This window comes from Denitrobaculum tricleocarpae (assembly GCF_007004665.1).
Classification (GTDB): Bacteria; Pseudomonadota; Alphaproteobacteria; order Kiloniellales; family Kiloniellaceae; genus Denitrobaculum; species Denitrobaculum tricleocarpae.
This window is the reverse complement of sequence record NZ_ML660053.1, coordinates 180,161-195,082: the sequence shown is the minus strand read 5'-3', so window position 1 is coordinate 195,082 and position 14,922 is coordinate 180,161. Positions and strand designations below refer to the sequence as shown.

13 protein-coding genes are annotated in these 14,922 nt (G+C 59.2%); 1 reads left to right on the top strand and 12 read right to left on the bottom strand.

The annotated features are described in order from the left end of the window. Window position 1: 1 nt before the first annotated feature. Window positions 2–787 carry a PhzF family phenazine biosynthesis protein gene (locus tag FKG95_RS05760; protein ID WP_142895382.1) on the bottom strand — a complete coding sequence of 262 codons (786 nt, stop codon included), beginning with the start codon at window positions 785–787 and terminating at the stop codon, window positions 2–4. A gap of 162 nt (window positions 788–949) precedes the next feature. Further along, window positions 950–1,186 carry a DUF1127 domain-containing protein gene (locus tag FKG95_RS05755; protein WP_246116701.1) on the bottom strand — a complete coding sequence of 79 codons (237 nt, stop codon included), beginning with the start codon at window positions 1,184–1,186 and terminating at the stop codon, window positions 950–952. Between the two features lie 94 nt (window positions 1,187–1,280). Between FKG95_RS05755 and ehuR the strand changes: the two genes are divergently transcribed. After that, window positions 1,281–2,681, top strand: coding sequence for a MocR-like ectoine utilization transcription factor EhuR (gene ehuR, locus FKG95_RS05750; protein ID WP_142895381.1), 1,401 nt, complete (start codon window positions 1,281–1,283; stop codon window positions 2,679–2,681). A 62-nt stretch (window positions 2,682–2,743) separates the two neighbouring features. Here ehuR and thiD read toward each other — a convergent pair whose 3' ends face one another. From thiD to tolR, 10 genes are all read right to left on the bottom strand, one after another. After that, window positions 2,744–3,553, bottom strand: coding sequence for a bifunctional hydroxymethylpyrimidine kinase/phosphomethylpyrimidine kinase (thiD, locus tag FKG95_RS05745; RefSeq protein WP_142895380.1), 810 nt, complete (start codon window positions 3,551–3,553; stop codon window positions 2,744–2,746). 32 nt (window positions 3,554–3,585) lie between these two features. Then, a complete protein-coding gene (gene glmM, locus FKG95_RS05740) occupies window positions 3,586–4,947 on the bottom strand; it encodes a phosphoglucosamine mutase (RefSeq protein WP_142895379.1) in 1,362 nt (453 codons plus the stop codon). Window positions 4,948–5,176: 229 nt separating this feature from the next. Then, a complete protein-coding gene (gene folP, locus FKG95_RS05735) occupies window positions 5,177–6,253 on the bottom strand; it encodes a dihydropteroate synthase (RefSeq protein WP_142895378.1) in 1,077 nt (358 codons plus the stop codon). A gap of 175 nt (window positions 6,254–6,428) precedes the next feature. Further along, entirely contained in the window at window positions 6,429–8,366 is a 1,938-nt protein-coding gene (gene ftsH / locus FKG95_RS05730; protein ID WP_218940080.1) for an ATP-dependent zinc metalloprotease FtsH, read from the bottom strand. 89 nt (window positions 8,367–8,455) lie between these two features. Continuing rightward, window positions 8,456–9,787, bottom strand: a complete 1,332-nt coding sequence (gene tilS, locus FKG95_RS05725) for a tRNA lysidine(34) synthetase TilS (protein WP_142895376.1) — start codon at window positions 9,785–9,787, stop codon at window positions 8,456–8,458. A 187-nt stretch (window positions 9,788–9,974) separates the two neighbouring features. Continuing rightward, window positions 9,975–11,033 (bottom strand): tol-pal system protein YbgF, encoded by a 1,059-nt coding sequence (gene ybgF, locus FKG95_RS05720; protein WP_179953944.1) that lies wholly within the window; start codon window positions 11,031–11,033, stop codon window positions 9,975–9,977. Between the two features lie 408 nt (window positions 11,034–11,441). Next, window positions 11,442–11,960, bottom strand: coding sequence for a peptidoglycan-associated lipoprotein Pal (pal, locus tag FKG95_RS05715; protein WP_142895374.1), 519 nt, complete (start codon window positions 11,958–11,960; stop codon window positions 11,442–11,444). A gap of 144 nt (window positions 11,961–12,104) precedes the next feature. After that, window positions 12,105–13,460, bottom strand: a complete 1,356-nt coding sequence (gene tolB / locus FKG95_RS05710) for a Tol-Pal system beta propeller repeat protein TolB (RefSeq protein WP_246116700.1) — start codon at window positions 13,458–13,460, stop codon at window positions 12,105–12,107. Beyond that, window positions 13,457–14,410, bottom strand: coding sequence for a cell envelope integrity TolA family protein (locus FKG95_RS05705; RefSeq protein ID WP_142895373.1), 954 nt, complete (start codon window positions 14,408–14,410; stop codon window positions 13,457–13,459). The genes tolB and FKG95_RS05705 overlap by 4 nt, the downstream gene beginning before the upstream one ends. 17 nt (window positions 14,411–14,427) lie before the next feature. Next, window positions 14,428–14,922, bottom strand: a complete 495-nt coding sequence (gene tolR, locus FKG95_RS05700) for a protein TolR (RefSeq protein WP_142895372.1) — start codon at window positions 14,920–14,922, stop codon at window positions 14,428–14,430.

Sequence of the window (14,922 nt, the reverse complement as noted above, 5' to 3'; positions counted from 1 at the left end):
ATCACACAGTGATCGTGCCGATCATGTAAGGCGCGGCGCGGCCCGAAATCAAAACACGGTCGCCTTTCAATTCGACGATCAACTCCCCGCCCCGGGCTGAGAGCTGCCGTGCCGTCATCTTCGTCTTGCCAAGCTTCTCAGCCCACAGCGGTGCCAGCAGGCAATGAGCCGAACCGGTTACGGGATCTTCCGGAACACCTTGTTTGGGCGCGAAGAAGCGCGAGACGAAATCGCAGTCATCGCCCCGTGCCGTGACAATCAGGCCGCGGGTGTCAAGCTCCGCGATCCTGCCGATATCCGGTTTCAGATCCCGCACCGCCGCCGCATCCCTGACGAGCGCAATCATGTCCATCCCATCCAGAGTCCCGACAACTTCGATCTTCAACGCGTCGCGCAGCAACTGAGGGCATTCCACCACCTCGCTCTTCAGGACCGGAAAATCGAGTGTGTAGAGATCGCCATTCCGCGTCACCTCAAGACGGCCGCTTTTGGACTGAAATCCGATCAAATCACGCCCCGGTTCCAAATAGGTCGAAATCACGTAACTTGTGGCCAAGGTCGCGTGACCACAAAGGTCCACTTCGGCGCCGGGCGTAAACCAGCGCAGATGGAAGTCGTCGCCGTCACGGACGAAAAATGCGGTTTCCGACAGATTGTTCTCGGCCGCAATCGATTGCAGAAGCGCGTCGTCAAGCCAGGCCTCCAGAGGACAGATGGCCGCCGGGTTGCCGCCGAACACCTCGCTGGTGAAGGCATCAACCTGATAAAGAGAAATTTCCTGAGCCATTCCGGCGCTCCTCAACATGATCTGTTCAACATCAGCAGATAGAACGTTTGTTACACACAATCAGTCTGCGACCGCAGCCAGACAGACTTCGGCTTGCATCCGAACCAAGAACGCCTGGTGTTACAATCTCAAGGATTGTATCTGATAGAGGGTACAATCCTATTACTTGCGCCAGAAGGGCTTCACGGCTTCCCGGTGCGCTTCGGCCCGCGAAACCCCGATATCCTCCAACTGGCTGTCATCGAGCTCGCGCAACTGGCGCCGCTGCACCGCCCGCTGAATCAAGGTTTCAAGCAGGCCACTGCGAGAGTGATTAATAACCCGAAAGGACCCGCCAAACAGCATCCTTGGCAAAGACGACAAGGACAGCTGCCCGTCACGCGATAATATTGTACTCATGTCTCTCTCCGATAAATCGATACAATTTGACCCCCGATTTACAAATTGTATTTAATTGTTGCGTTTATATTCGGTCAATGCAATTATTGTCACCATGACAAATTGGGAACCAGATATCGAAAATCGCAGCGGCCCCCGCTACCTGGCGTTGGCCGACGCGTTATCAGATGACATGGCCGCGGGACGTCTGAAGGCCGGCGACCGGCTCCCGACCCACAGGGACCTGGCCTGGCGGCTTGGCGTGACGGTGGGCACCGTCAGTCGTGCTTATGCCGAGGCGGAGCGGCGCGGACTGACATCGGGTGAAGTCGGCCGCGGGACCTATGTTCGCAGCATGGCCAATGCAGCGATCAACCACGTCCTCTCCAACAAAGAGCAGGAGGACGAAGATACGGTTCACATGAACTTTGCATTCCCGCCCCCGGGCCGGGAGGAGAATTATATCCCCGAGATCCTGACGAATCTGGCGCAGGATCCGCAGACCGCATCGAACTTCGGTTATCAGCCGCAGGGCGGGTCCTGGCGTCATCGGATTGCCGGCGCGCGCTGGATCGAACAAAGCGGCCTGACATCGGTAGATCCCGAACACGTGGTTCTGACCGCCGGCGCCCACCACGGAATGACGGTCGCGCTGTCAGCCATCACCCGGCCGGGTGACCGCATCGTGACCGAGGCCCTCACCTATCCGGGCATTCAGGCGATATCGCGTGTTCTGGGTCTGCGGATCGAAGGTCTGGCCATGGATGCGGAAGGGATCATCCCCGACGCCTTCGAAGCCGCCTGCCGCAGCAATGACATCAAGGCGCTCTACTGCGTCCCGACCTGCCAAAATCCAACGACAAAGACGATGTCGACGGCGCGGCGCGAGGCAATTGCAGAGGTCGCCCAGAGATACAACGTCGCGGTCGTGGAAGACGATGTTTTCGGCCGCTTTGTCGAGGCCCCGCCCGCGCCGATTTCATCGTACCTGCCGGACCTCGGGTATTATGTCACCAGCCTGACCAAGGCAGTCGCACCCGGACTGCGGGTCGGATATGTCGCAGGTCCCCGCGCGGCAACGGACCGTCTGACCACCGCCATCCGGGCGACCTGCTGGATGGCCTCCCCGCTCACAGCCGAAATAGCCGCGCGCTGGATCGAGAGCGGCACTTCGGAGGAAATTCTGGCCAACCGGCGGCGGGAGGGACGTGCGCGCCGGGCCATCGCGATGGAGGTTCTCTCGGCCTGGGACAAAGACTGCGCAGACGACAGCACTTTTATGTGGCTGCATCTGCCGGATCCCTGGCGCACGGGTGACTTCGCAGCGGCAGCGGCAAAACAGGGTGTGTCGGTCACCTCAGCCGAAGCCTTTACCGTCGGGCGGCTTGAAACGCCGCATGCGGTCAGGGTCTGCTTTGGGCAGCCCACAAACCGGCACAGCCTCAGGAGCGGTCTGGAAACCCTGAACAAAATCCTGCGCGGCGAAGCGGCGGACTACTACCTGGCCGTGGTGTGACGAGAACGGATTCGACAATCCAATAGATCGCCTTCAGCAACTCTATCTAAACCTGATCTGATTTAGGGCGCGTCGAAACTACCAACCGTGTGACCATGGTTGAGCGGTCCCTGCCCGCCACCCAGGCCCGGATTTGTCCGGATCGCTTCATACAGATAGGCGCGCGCCCGCAACACAGATGCCCGCACGCTCATACCTTGGGCAAGACTGGTCGCAATCGCCGAAGCCAGCGTGCAACCGGTTCCGTGAACGTGCGGCGTTTCGATCCTCGGACTCTCGAAGGTTTCAATGCCTTCTTCACTCGCAAGAATGTCGGTGACACTCGATCCACCCTGCATGTGACCGCCTTTAAGCAATACGGCTTTCGGGCCAATCGTATGCAGCATGGCTGCGGCCTGCAGCATGCCGTCGATATCCCGGATAGTCATCCCGGTCAGCTTTTCCGCCTCAGGAATGTTCGGGGTCATAACGGTTGCCCGCAGCGACAGACGCCGGGTCAGGGTCTGAACGGAGTTGGGGTCCAAAAGGCTGCTCCCGGATTGGGAGACCATGACAGGATCAACGACGATCGGGATCGATGGATCAAGCTCGTCAATAATGTCGGAGACCGCATCGATGACCTCGGCATTGTGGAGCATCCCGGTCTTGATGACATCGATACCGATATCGTCAATCACGGCACGCATCTGCTGTTGAATGAAGGCAGGTTCGACGCCAACGACCCCCGACACGCCAAGCGTGTTTTGCGCGGTCAGGGCTGTGATAGCCGTCGCCGCGTAACCACCGAGCGCGGTCACGGTCTTTGTATCAGCCTGGATTCCAGCCCCTCCACTTGAGTCGGATCCGGCTACGATTAAAATGCGTGCCGTCACAACACGTCCCCTCTCACATCATAATTCTATTTCTATGCCGCGGCTTCCTGAATGGTCGAGACGATATCGCCGACAACTCTGTCGATCAGCGTCTCGTCTTCCCCCTCGGCCATTACACGAATAAGCGGCTCAGTTCCGGATTTTCGGATCAACAGGCGACCACTCTCGCCAAGCGTCCGCTCACCGTTTTGAATAGCGTGCTGGACCATGTCCAGCGACAGCACCTGATCAAGGCTGCTTGAAACCTGCAGACGCACATTGCGCAGCAACTGCGGCAGCGGCTCGAAAACCTGGAGCACTTCGCTGGCCGGGCGCCCATCCTGCACCAGTGCAGCCAGCACCTGCAGGCCGGCGATCAAACCGTCGCCGGTCGTCGTATAGCGGCTCAGAACGATGTGGCCCGACTGCTCGCCACCGACATTGTAACCGTCGCTGCGCATCCGCTCGACGACGGAGCGGTCGCCGACGGGCGTGCGGATCAGCTCGATCCCGATGCTGTCGAGATAGCGCTCCAGCCCGAGGTTGGACATTACCGTCGCCACGACCCCGTTTTTGTCGAGCAGGCCCGACTGGTTCCAGGAGCGGGCCACCAGGGCCATGACCTGATCACCGTCAACCACGCGTCCCTGCTCGTCCGCCAGGATCACCCGGTCGGCGTCACCGTCGAGCGCCATACCGAGATGCGCGCCATGGGCAACCACGGCTTCCTGCATATTACTGGGAACGGTCGCGCCGCAGTTTCGGTTGATGTTGAAGCCATCCGGCGAGACCGCAATCGGGATGACCTCCGCGCCGAGTTCATAGAGCACCTTGGGGGCCACGCGATAGGCGGCACCATTGGCGCAATCCACGACGATCTTGAGACCATCCAAACGCAGGGGCCGCGGGAAGGTGTTCTTGACGAATTCGATGTAGCGGCCAAGCGCATCTTCCATACGCTGGGTGCGGCCAAGCTTGTCCGGCGGGGCGAGCGGAGCCGCCGTACCGCCCTCGGCGATACGGGCTTCGATCGCACGCTCAACCTCGTCGGAGAGCTTGAAACCGTCAGGGCCAAAGAGCTTTATGCCATTGTCCTGGTATGGGTTATGCGAGGCCGAGATCATCACGCCGAGATCCGCGCGCATCGAACGTGTCAGCATGCCCACAGCAGGTGTCGGCAGCGGGCCCAGCAACACAACTTCCATACCCATGGAAGTGAAGCCGGCCGTCAGCGCGAACTCCAGCATATAGCCTGACAGGCGCGTGTCCTTACCGATCACGACCACATGGCGATGATCGCCGCGCCTGAACTGTGCAGCGGCAGCCTTCGCGACTGCCAGAACCGTCTCCGCGGTAATCGGTTCAACATTCGCAGTCCCGCGAATTCCATCCGTACCAAACAAGCTGCGAGTCATACTCTATTCCATTTGCACACTAATCTTAACCAATGTGCCATTCCTACCTCAACGGTCGCAAAGCAGGAAGCAATCGTTCGGACTATCATCGACACACTGGGCAAAAAACAGCTCTCAGGCGAGTGTTCGAATTAGTATTTCTTTCTATAGATGCTCAAAAATCACCGGGAATACAATCCAGTTGTCTGTATTTCGTTTTATGCCGCGTACGACTAAAATTCAGTTTAATTTACGACGATTCTTCGATTGCCTGCCAAACGGCAATCATCTGCAGGGTTTCCGCGACGTCGTGAACCCGGAAGATTTGGACTCCGCGCGCCAGTCCTGCCGCGACTCCGGCGAGTGATCCGGCGAGCCGCTCCTTGGGTGCCTCGCCATTTGAGAGCTTTGCAATAAAACTCTTGCGGCTCAGGCCGAGCAACAGCGGCGTACCAATTGAATGAAACATTGCAAGAGCATCGAGCAATCTGAGATTGTGTTCGAGAGTTTTGCCGAAGCCAATCCCCACGTCGACGGCGATCGCGTCACGGGCAATGCCGGCATCAAGGCAAATTTCAACGCGCCGTTTCAGATAGTCGAAAACATCGAATACAACGTCGGCGTAGTCCGGATTCTTTTGCATCGTGCGCGGATCACCCTGCATGTGCATCAGAACAACAGGCATGCCCGATTCGGCGACAACGCCGAGGCTCTCGGGATCGCTCTCCAGCGCGGTGACATCGTTCACGATCTGAGCCCCAGCATCGATCGCTGCGCGCATAACGGCTGCATGGCGTGTGTCAACAGAAACGCGCGCGCCGGCATCGCTCAGCCCGCGAATCACGGGAACAACGCGCTCAATCTCCGCAGCCTCGGACACGGGTTCGGCGCCGGGCCGGGTTGATTCGCCGCCGACATCCAGAATGCTCGCACCGGCCTCCCACATGGCAAGACCGTCATCGATGGCCTTCCCGGCATCGAGGCGGTCACCGCCATCTGAGAAGCTGTCCGGCGTGACGTTTACGATCCCCATCACTTGCGGCCGGTCCATCGGTAAATCTGCGAAGGGTTTTCGGGGACTTGTCAGACCTGTGAGCGCGAGTTCCATCTGCGCTGAAAGCCCGCCACTGTCGGCAGATTGTGCCGCGAGCCAGCCTGCGAGTTCATCGAGGGGAAGGACTTTCGTAAAAGACTGCTCATCACCGCTGCGCAGGTTCACCTCACACTGCGCAAAGAAACGCCCGGAACCGGCGAGGCTCTTTTGCGATCCGCCGGTATCGGATGACGCAACTGGCGCGAGGGGACAGAGATAAAGTCTTCGGGGCATCGTCTCGGCATCATGGAACGAGAGGGTGATTTGGGAGCTCAGCGCTCCACCGAGATGGGCCAAGCACCAGACTCAACAAACCCCGCCGTTTTGGCAGGGCTTGTCTCAATACGCAATGACAGAAACCAACATCGAGCCTTTGTATGCCTGGCTCCTTGACGTCAGCTTCCTGGCTTTAACTCCCAGGCTGCGGCTCAGGCTCGAAGCCGCCGCCCGCGGTGTCACCGGAGTCGCTCGCTGGCTTGCCGCTTGTCGGCACCGACGAACGACCTCCCGTTGTCGGACCGCTGCTGTCAGCCTCATCGCCACGATCGATCGACTCTCCGCGCAGGATCGCCTCGACTTCCTGTCCACTCAGGGTCTCGTAATCCAACAGACCCTTTGTTACAGCGTGCAACCCATCCAGGTTGTTGCTCAGGATTTCACGGGCTTTGGTCTCCGCGTCCTCAATGAGACGGCGGATTTCCTCGTCGATCAGCTTTGCGGTGTCATTCGAAATCGTCTGACTGCGGGATACCGAATGGCCGAGGAAAACCTCTTCCTGGTTATCGACGTAGCGCAAGCGGCCGAGCTTATCGCTCATGCCCCACTCGGTCACCATTGCGCGGGCAAGATTTGTTGCCTGCTGGATGTCGTTACTTGCACCGGACGAAACGTTTTCGATCCCGTAGATCAACTCTTCCGCCATGCGTCCGCCAAAGAGGAGTGCAAGCTTAGCTTTCATTTCCACGAACTTGAAGCTCAAGCGGTCGCGCTCGGGAAGGTTCATGGTCACACCCAACGCACGGCCGCGCGGGATAATCGTGACTTTGTGCAGAGGGTCGTTACCAGGCACGTTCAGACCGACAATCGCATGACCGGCCTCGTGATAGGCAGTCATCTTCTTCTCGTCCTCGGTCATTACCATGGAGCGGCGCTCGGCGCCCATCATGACTTTATCGCGCGCCTTCTCGAAGTCCTCCATCGTCACCACACGCTTTCCCGCACGTGCGGCCAGCAATGCAGCCTCATTGATCAGGTTGGCAAGATCTGCGCCGGAGAAGCCCGGCGTGCCACGAGCGATGGTCCGGGGCTCTACGTCTGGTGCCAGCGGCACTTTACGCATATGCACCTTCAAAATCTTCTCGCGGCCCATGATATCCGGGTTCGGCACGACGATCTGACGGTCGAAACGGCCAGGACGCAGCAGCGCAGGGTCCAGAACGTCCGGACGGTTTGTCGCAGCGATCAGGATCACGCCCTCGTTGGCTTCAAAACCATCCATCTCGACCAGCAACTGGTTGAGGGTCTGCTCGCGTTCATCATTGCCGCCGCCGAGGCCTGCGCCACGATGCCGGCCAACAGCGTCGATTTCATCGATGAAGATAATGCAGGGTGCGTTCTTTTTACCCTGCTCGAACATGTCGCGAACGCGGCTCGCACCCACGCCAACGAACATCTCGACAAAGTCGGAGCCGGAGATGGTGAAGAAAGGCACGTTCGCCTCGCCTGCAATCGCACGAGCCAAAAGCGTCTTACCCGTTCCCGGCGGTCCGACGAGCAAACACCCCTTGGGAATCTTGCCGCCGAGCCGCTGGAATTTCTGCGGGTCACGCAGGAAGTCGACAACTTCTTCCAGTTCAACCTTGGCTTCGTCAATGCCGGCAACATCGTCGAAAGTGACGCGCCCCTGCTTTTCAGTCAGCAGACGCGCTTTGCTCTTGCCGAAGCCCATCGCCTTTCCGCTGCCACCCTGCATCTGGCGCATGAAGAAAATCCACACACCGATCAGGAGAAGCATCGGGAACCACGAAATAAGAATTTGCAGCAGTGGATTGGATTCATCCACTGGCGCCGCATCTATTCGCACACCGGCTGTCTGCAAACGCTCCACGAGATTGGGATCATCGGGCGCATAGGTTTCGAAGGCACCGCCTTGCCTGCTCTGTCCGGTGATGTGCTGCCCTTGAATCTTAACTTCGACCACGTCGCCTGATTCAACCAGGTCGACGAACTCGGAAAATACGAGGGTTTCCTGCGGGCCTCTCGTCGAAGAGCCCTGAAAAACGTTGAACAGGATGATCAAGAGCAGAACGATGACGATCCAAAGCGCTGCATTGCGGCTGAAATTCACTGTGTGTGCCTTCCACTCGGTCGAATTCTTTGCACGTACCGGGGGGTTCCGGTGGCATATCTTAGGTAAAAGATAATAGGCTTCCCCGCCTAAGCAACCGTAAAGGCGACTCCGGCAAGGGAATTTCCTGGCCGGAACCGGCATTTTACAATCATTTCGGGAGATACCTCCTTTTTCAAGTATCCTAAATGGGGTACCATCAAGATCTCTCCGGCGTTCCTGATAGCGATGGCTGCCTCGCCTGCAAGTGGCGGAAACCCTGACGCTATCGGATCGATCTCCTTGCGGATTTGAGCCCAACCCTCCGGCCCGAGTGCACCGATCGTAAATTGCCCGGCAGGCATTTTTAAATTCTGCGCCAGCAGCACGTCAAAACGGTCATCCCAGCGAGTCAGACGACCGGCGACGAGTGGGATTTGGGGAAGAGGCCTGTTCTCGCGGCAAATCACCAAAACCCGCCGCCAGGGCACCAAACGGCACCCGGACAAGGTTGCACCCGAGATCAGGCCTCCCAGGATCTTCTCGAGAAGGCTCTCAAGGCGCTCCATCCTTGGCCCGTAATCGCTGCCAGAGACTGTCAAGAGTGTTCTGGCAAGACAGCGCAAGGCAACGTCGCTCGGCAAGGTCCCGAGCATCTGGGGCTCCAGAAACGCAATACCGCTTCGGTGGAGCGAGACCGCCCGGGCGAGCGCCGATGCAACCGCCGCTTCGGTGGTACTGCGGGCACACCCCAAACGGCGGGACGTCTCGACCAGCCTGGATGCGGACAGCCCCTCAGCGGCAAGCAAGGTCAGCAGGTCGCGAAAGCGGGTCCGGGCATACTTGCGGTTCTCGTTTGACGGGTCGTCCACCCCTTCAGCGCCGCGCGCCTTGACCGTCTCGAGCAGGCGGCCCTTGGGAAGCGTCAGTAGGGGACGGAGGATCCTGCAATCGGCCTGCTCCTTTACAGCTGACATGGCTGCCAGACCGTAGAGTCCGCTGCCCCGTGACAAGCGCATCATAAAGGTCTCGGCCTGATCGTCGCGGTGGTGCCCCAAGACCAGATGCAGAATGCCGTGTTGCGCGCAATAATCCGAGAGAAGCTGATAACGGGCCTGCCGCGCTTCCGCCTGAACATTGGCGTTTGGCTTTTCGCCGCGCCATTGAAGGACGAGAGACTTGATACCCAGCGTGGACAGGCGCTGCGCTACAAGGGCCGCTTCGTCAGCTGACTCGTCGCGAAGACCATGATCCACGACGAGGCCGATGGTACAGCCACCGCGACGGCGCGCCCATTCATGAACCAGCAGGGCCGCCGCCATCGAATCGGTGCCGCCCGAGACCGCGACCGCAACCTCGGGATTCGATTCAAATGGGCCGAGCCGCTCCATGAGAGCCGCGAATTCAATTTGGGTAACGGGTCTCGCATCTGAGCTGGACATCTTCGCCCCGCAACTCGCTGGTCAAAGGAAAACCTGAACCGAGGACCGCTTCAAGAACACGGTCCCGACAACCCGACGACCGGGCTATGAAACCGCCTGGAAGTCATCACCTCCGGCAGCGCACAGACTTCAATCTGCAGACGTTAGAAACGAACCGCCCTCCGGCATCGTCTCGAAAACGTGCAACTCAAGAGCAGGAATAGCGCTCCTGCTCCTGCTGGGTCCGGCGCTGAACCGTCGCAGGTGCCTGGGGGTAGCGTTTGAGCAGCTCGGCAAAGGTTCCGCAGGCATCTGCCGTGTTGCCAAGAGCCCCTAGAGACATGCCCAGCTTCAGCAGGTTGTCCGGTGCCTTCGTATTGTTCGGATACTGCTGGTAGGCCTCGGCAAAGATCACCGCGGACTGCTGATAGTCGCCACGCACATAATAGGTTTCGCCAAGCCAGTACTTGGCATTTCCTGCCAGCGGGTCTTCGGGATTCTGTTCGACGAAGACACGCAACGCCTGCTCCGCCTCATTGTATTGGGCCTGTCGCAGAAGGCTGAAAGCGTAACTGTATTGCTCTTGTGGCGTGCCGCCAGGCAGAGCTCCCGCGGCCGCGGTTTGTGCGGCGCCGCCGGCAGCTCCGGCCTGCGCGGTGCCACCGGAACCCTGGTTATTCTGAAACTGCTGCAGGTCGCCCTGATTGATCACGCCGAGTGTTCCGGGCGCGCCACCGGTCTGCGATGCCGGTGCTCCGCCAGCGGACGCCGCGCCCGTGCCAGCACCCACCGCGCCGGAATTATCGGAAACAGCCGCGCCGCCATCGACGCGCTGCTCAAGATTCTGAAGTCTGAGGTCGACGTCAGCGACGAGACTGTCGAGCCGCTTGCCCACCTGATTGATCTTAAATCCGAACTGCTCTACCTGCCCCGTCAAAGACCGCAGCTCGGATTCGAACTGTGACAAGCGCAACTCGATTCGCGCCGCCTGCGTCCCCGACAAATCGCCCCCCGTCGCGGCAGCGGCCGCACCCGCAGGGGGCGCTTCGCCGCGATACACCTGCCGCTGCAACGCCGTCAGCTCCCGCTGCAGGCGTTCGACCTGCGCATTCAAAGAGTCCTGCGCGGCAAGGGGTGTGATCCCCGGGGCCATTGATGCAACCGCAACACCGCCCATCAGGGCTGCTGCAACGGCGACACGCCGCAGGGATTGACTCAGAGAACTCTGACTGCCTGATTTCGAAAAACGATCGTTGAAGAGTTTCATGTTTCTCATCCGTCCTGATCAGAAGACTTCCGAATGGCAGGACTCAGTGTATGTGAGACAGGTTTTCTTGCGACGGGATCAACTGACGAGCCTGTCGCCAACAGCTCGGCCTGTTTGCGGTATCACGTCTTCGCACAAAAGAGCTGTGCCGATCATAAAGGCCTGCGGTCACATTTCTGACAGCTCGCATTGGCCAAAAGTCCCGGGTCAACCCGCTGACGGCTGTTGCATCCCACGCTTACGCAGTCCCGGAACAGCATCCCGAAGCGATCACCACTTAGAGCCAAATTTCTTGTCAGAAATATGGCGCTTCGTCATCCACGCTTAAACGCGTCCGCAGAAATAGCAACGCCCGCCCCCGGATTTAGAATTCGGAGGCGGGCGAAACCAATCGGACAGACCCGAAGCTCAGTTGACCTTGAACACGCCGCGGCGGTTCTGGGCCCAGGCTTCTTCGTTCGAACCAAGAACAGCAGGCTGCTCTTTACCGAAGCTGACGGTCTGCAGCCGGTTCGGGTTCACACCCAGCGCAGCAAGGTAATCGCTTACCGAGTTCGCCCGGCGCTCACCGAGGGCCAAGTTGTATTCACGTGTCCCGCGCTCATCGGCGTGACCTTCGATAGTGACGGTTGCGACTGGATAGCTGTTCATCCAGACAGCGACCTTCTCGAGCACTTCACGGCTGTCTGCCGTCAGGTCACTCTTGTCGGTATCAAAGAAAACACGGTCACCGACATTCACAGTCAGATGCTCCTGGGTACCAGGAGTCGGACCCTGAATAGCGGATTCCTGAGTAGCTCCAGCAGAGCTACTCGTCGTCGGTGCAGCAGCTCCGCTACCTTGACCACCACTTGTTTCTTCAGTGTCGCTTGCACAAGCACCCAGCAGCGATGCTGCCGCGATGAGAGTGAGGAACTTTAAACGCATATTGTGCCCTCTCGAGACATCCCCGGAATCCTATGAACAAGGTCAGGCCTGCTACCGGTCTTCATTGAGGCCCCCTTAGAAAGAATACATCCCCCATCACCGGTTAACTACCGGTAAAGTTCCACGTAATATACCGGCCACAACCTATTGAATCAAGGGGGACCACGCTGGGTCGGAACCGTCAATCGGTGTCGCAACTTCGCGCTCGTTGAAACCGGTAAGATCGATCGTAAAGAGTTTGGTAACCTGTTTTCCCCGCGCGTCCGCTGGCATCTGGCGATAGAACGACAACACACGACCGTTTGGCGCCCAGGTTGGACCCTCAACCAGGAAGCCCTCGGCAAGCATTCGTTCACCACTGCCGTCAGGCCGCATAACACCTATATAAAAAGTGCCGCCGCTCATTCGTGTGAAGGCAATCAGATCGCCGCGCGGCGACCAGACCGGAGTCGCATAGCGTCCTTGGTTGAAGGAAATTCTCTGCACACCGGAGCCATCAGCGTTCATTACATAAAGCTGTTGTGAGCCGCCACGGTCGGAATTGAAAACAATTTGCCGCGAATCGGGCGAATAAGACGGCGACGTGTCGATCGCAGGGTGCCGTGTTAAACGTGTGACCTGTCGGGTCCTGAGATCCATTCGATAGATTTCGGTGTTGCCCTGCTGCGCGAGGCTCATCACCACGGCATTGCCGTCAGGTGAGAAGCGCGGAGCAAAGGTCATGCCCGGGAAGTCACCCAGAACTTCCTGCTGTCCGGTATTCAGATTGAGAAGATAGACGCGCGGCACACGATTGACGTAGGCCAGATAAGTTATCTCCTGCAGCGACGGCGAGAAACGCGGCGTCAGGACGAGGTTGCTCCCGTCGGTCAGGAATTGATGATTGAAACCGTCCTGATCCATGATGGCCAGTCGCTTCTGACGCCGATTCTGTGGACCGCTCTCCGCAATGTAAACGATCCGCGAATCGAAGTAGCCTTCTTCACCGGTCAGCCGCTTGTAGACATTGTCGGCAATGATGTGCGCGACACGGCGCCAGATTGATGGCGGCACCGTGTAAGCGAAGGCCGTCAACTGTCCCTCTCCAAAGACGTCCCAGAGCCGGAACTCGACCCGCAGGCGGCCGTCCTCCTGCAGCTCTGCCGTCCCGCTGACCAGCGCCTGCGCGTTGATCACACGCCAGTCACCGAACCGCGGCACATTTCTCAAGGCCGCAGGATCCTGAATGAACGCACCTTTATCGATCGGCCGGAACAAACCCGAACGCTCCAGATCCGCAGCCACCACTTCGGCCACATCGTGACCGATCAGCTGTTCTTCGGGCGTCGCGCCGTAGAAATCTGAGACGGCGATCGGCAAGGGCTCCACGAAGCCTTGCGTGATGTCTACGTTGAGCTGCGCCCGTGCGGGTTGCCCCTGCGCCAACATCACGGCCGTGATGGTGGAGAAGATCGCCAGCGCGGCGAACAGGCGGGTCGAGGAAAGTCGGTTCTTCATCATGTGCCAAACATCTCTCTTGGATCGAACTTCAGATTGATCACACGCCAAACTTCATACTCGCTCACAGGCAACTTGTAAGGGCTGCAAGCTTGTATAGCACGCCGCGCGTTTTCCGCAGCGCTTCGAAAGTACGCATCGCCAAACATTCTCGTGAGGTTGACGACGTCGGCTGAAACCAGAGTGCCGTCGCGCCGAAGCGTAATCCGGATCTCGACAACGAGATCCTCCGCCTGCTGCGCGCCCGGGTCCAGGCGCCAGCAACGTTGAATCTGCTGGCGGATAGCACGGGCAATTCCCTCTTGCGCTATCCGGCTGACCTGTTGCTGCGGCCGGGCCTGCTCGGCAACCTCGGGCGCCGTCGCGGTCTGCGCCTTTTGCGCCGGTTGCTTTTTCAGCTTCTCGACGTTGCGCAAGATAGACGTCAGAGCATCCGCGGGCGGCTCTTCAGGCTTCTCTTCCTTTGGCGGCTCGTTTTGAGCGAGGTTGATCTTTGGCTTTGACCGAGGTTTCGGCGGCACCGGCTTTGACTGAACTTCGGGCTCGGGCTCGGGCTCAGGCTCTGGTTTCGGCTCTGGCTCTGGTTCCGGCTCGGGCTCCGGTTCAGGCTCGGGCTCCGGTTCGGGTTCTGGTTCGGGTTCTGGTTCTGGTTCCGGCTCTGGTTCACGAACGGGCTCAGGCTCCGGAACTGGTGCGGGCGTGGGTTTGGGATCCGGCGGCGGCGGCGTCTCTTGCTTCTCCGGCTCAGGCTCTGGCGCTTCCTCTTCAGCAACCGGCTCCGGCTCCGGGTCAGGCTGCTTCTCGCTTGCAGCTTCCAACTCAGCAAGCGTGACCAGCTCAACCGGCACATTTGTAATGGGCGGCAAAGGCGACACAAACGTCGGTAGACCAACAGCCAGCGCGGTAATCACAACCGCGTGGAAGAGGATCGAAAAGATGGTCCCGTTGCGCATACCCGCTCGTAATGCTCCTAGCGGCTTTCCGTGTCGTCGGGGGAGTCTGCCGCCGGTTCAGCCGGCGAAGTCCCGCTCGGCAATTCCGCAATCAGCGCGACACGTGTGAAGCCCGCCGAGTTCACGGTCGACATGACTTCCATCACCCGGCCGTAGTCGATGCTGCGGTCGCCCCGCACGAAGATCCGGGTATCGGGCTTGTTCTCTGTGATTGCGACCAGACGCGGCACCAGATTACCGATCTCGACCTCCGTGTCCTGGACGAACAGAGCCCCTTGCGCGTTGACCGATACGACCAGAGGCTCATCAGGATCCGAAAGAGTCTGAGCCTTCGCCTTTGGCAAATCGACCGGCACGCCTACGGTCAATAGCGGCGCCGTGACCATGAAGACGATCAGCAGCACGAGCATTACATCGACGAAGGGCGTCACATTAATGTCGCTCAAAGGCTGATACCGGCGCGATCTCCAGCCCCGGCCGCCCTGGCCCGGGCCCTGCATCTGACCTGCCAT

Bases quoted from the DNA above. Each gene is read 5' to 3' on its own strand.
- FKG95_RS05760 (WP_142895382.1), bottom strand. From the start codon at position 787: ATGGCTCAGGAAATTTCTCTTTATCAGGTTGATGCCTTCACCAGCGAG.
- FKG95_RS05755 (WP_246116701.1), bottom strand. From the start codon at position 1,186: ATGAGTACAATATTATCGCGTGACGGGCAGCTGTCCTTGTCGTCTTTG.
- ehuR (WP_142895381.1), top strand. From the start codon at position 1,281: ATGACAAATTGGGAACCAGATATCGAAAATCGCAGCGGCCCCCGCTAC.
- glmM (WP_142895379.1), bottom strand. From the start codon at position 4,947: ATGACTCGCAGCTTGTTTGGTACGGATGGAATTCGCGGGACTGCGAAT.
- folP (WP_142895378.1), bottom strand. From the start codon at position 6,253: ATGCCCCGAAGACTTTATCTCTGTCCCCTCGCGCCAGTTGCGTCATCC.
- tilS (WP_142895376.1), bottom strand. From the start codon at position 9,787: ATGTCCAGCTCAGATGCGAGACCCGTTACCCAAATTGAATTCGCGGCT.
- ybgF (WP_179953944.1), bottom strand. From the start codon at position 11,033: ATGAAACTCTTCAACGATCGTTTTTCGAAATCAGGCAGTCAGAGTTCT.
- pal (WP_142895374.1), bottom strand. From the start codon at position 11,960: ATGCGTTTAAAGTTCCTCACTCTCATCGCGGCAGCATCGCTGCTGGGT.
- tolB (WP_246116700.1), bottom strand. From the start codon at position 13,460: ATGATGAAGAACCGACTTTCCTCGACCCGCCTGTTCGCCGCGCTGGCG.
- FKG95_RS05705 (WP_142895373.1), bottom strand. From the start codon at position 14,410: ATGCGCAACGGGACCATCTTTTCGATCCTCTTCCACGCGGTTGTGATT.
- tolR (WP_142895372.1), bottom strand. From the start codon at position 14,922: ATGGCAGGTCAGATGCAGGGCCCGGGCCAGGGCGGCCGGGGCTGGAGA.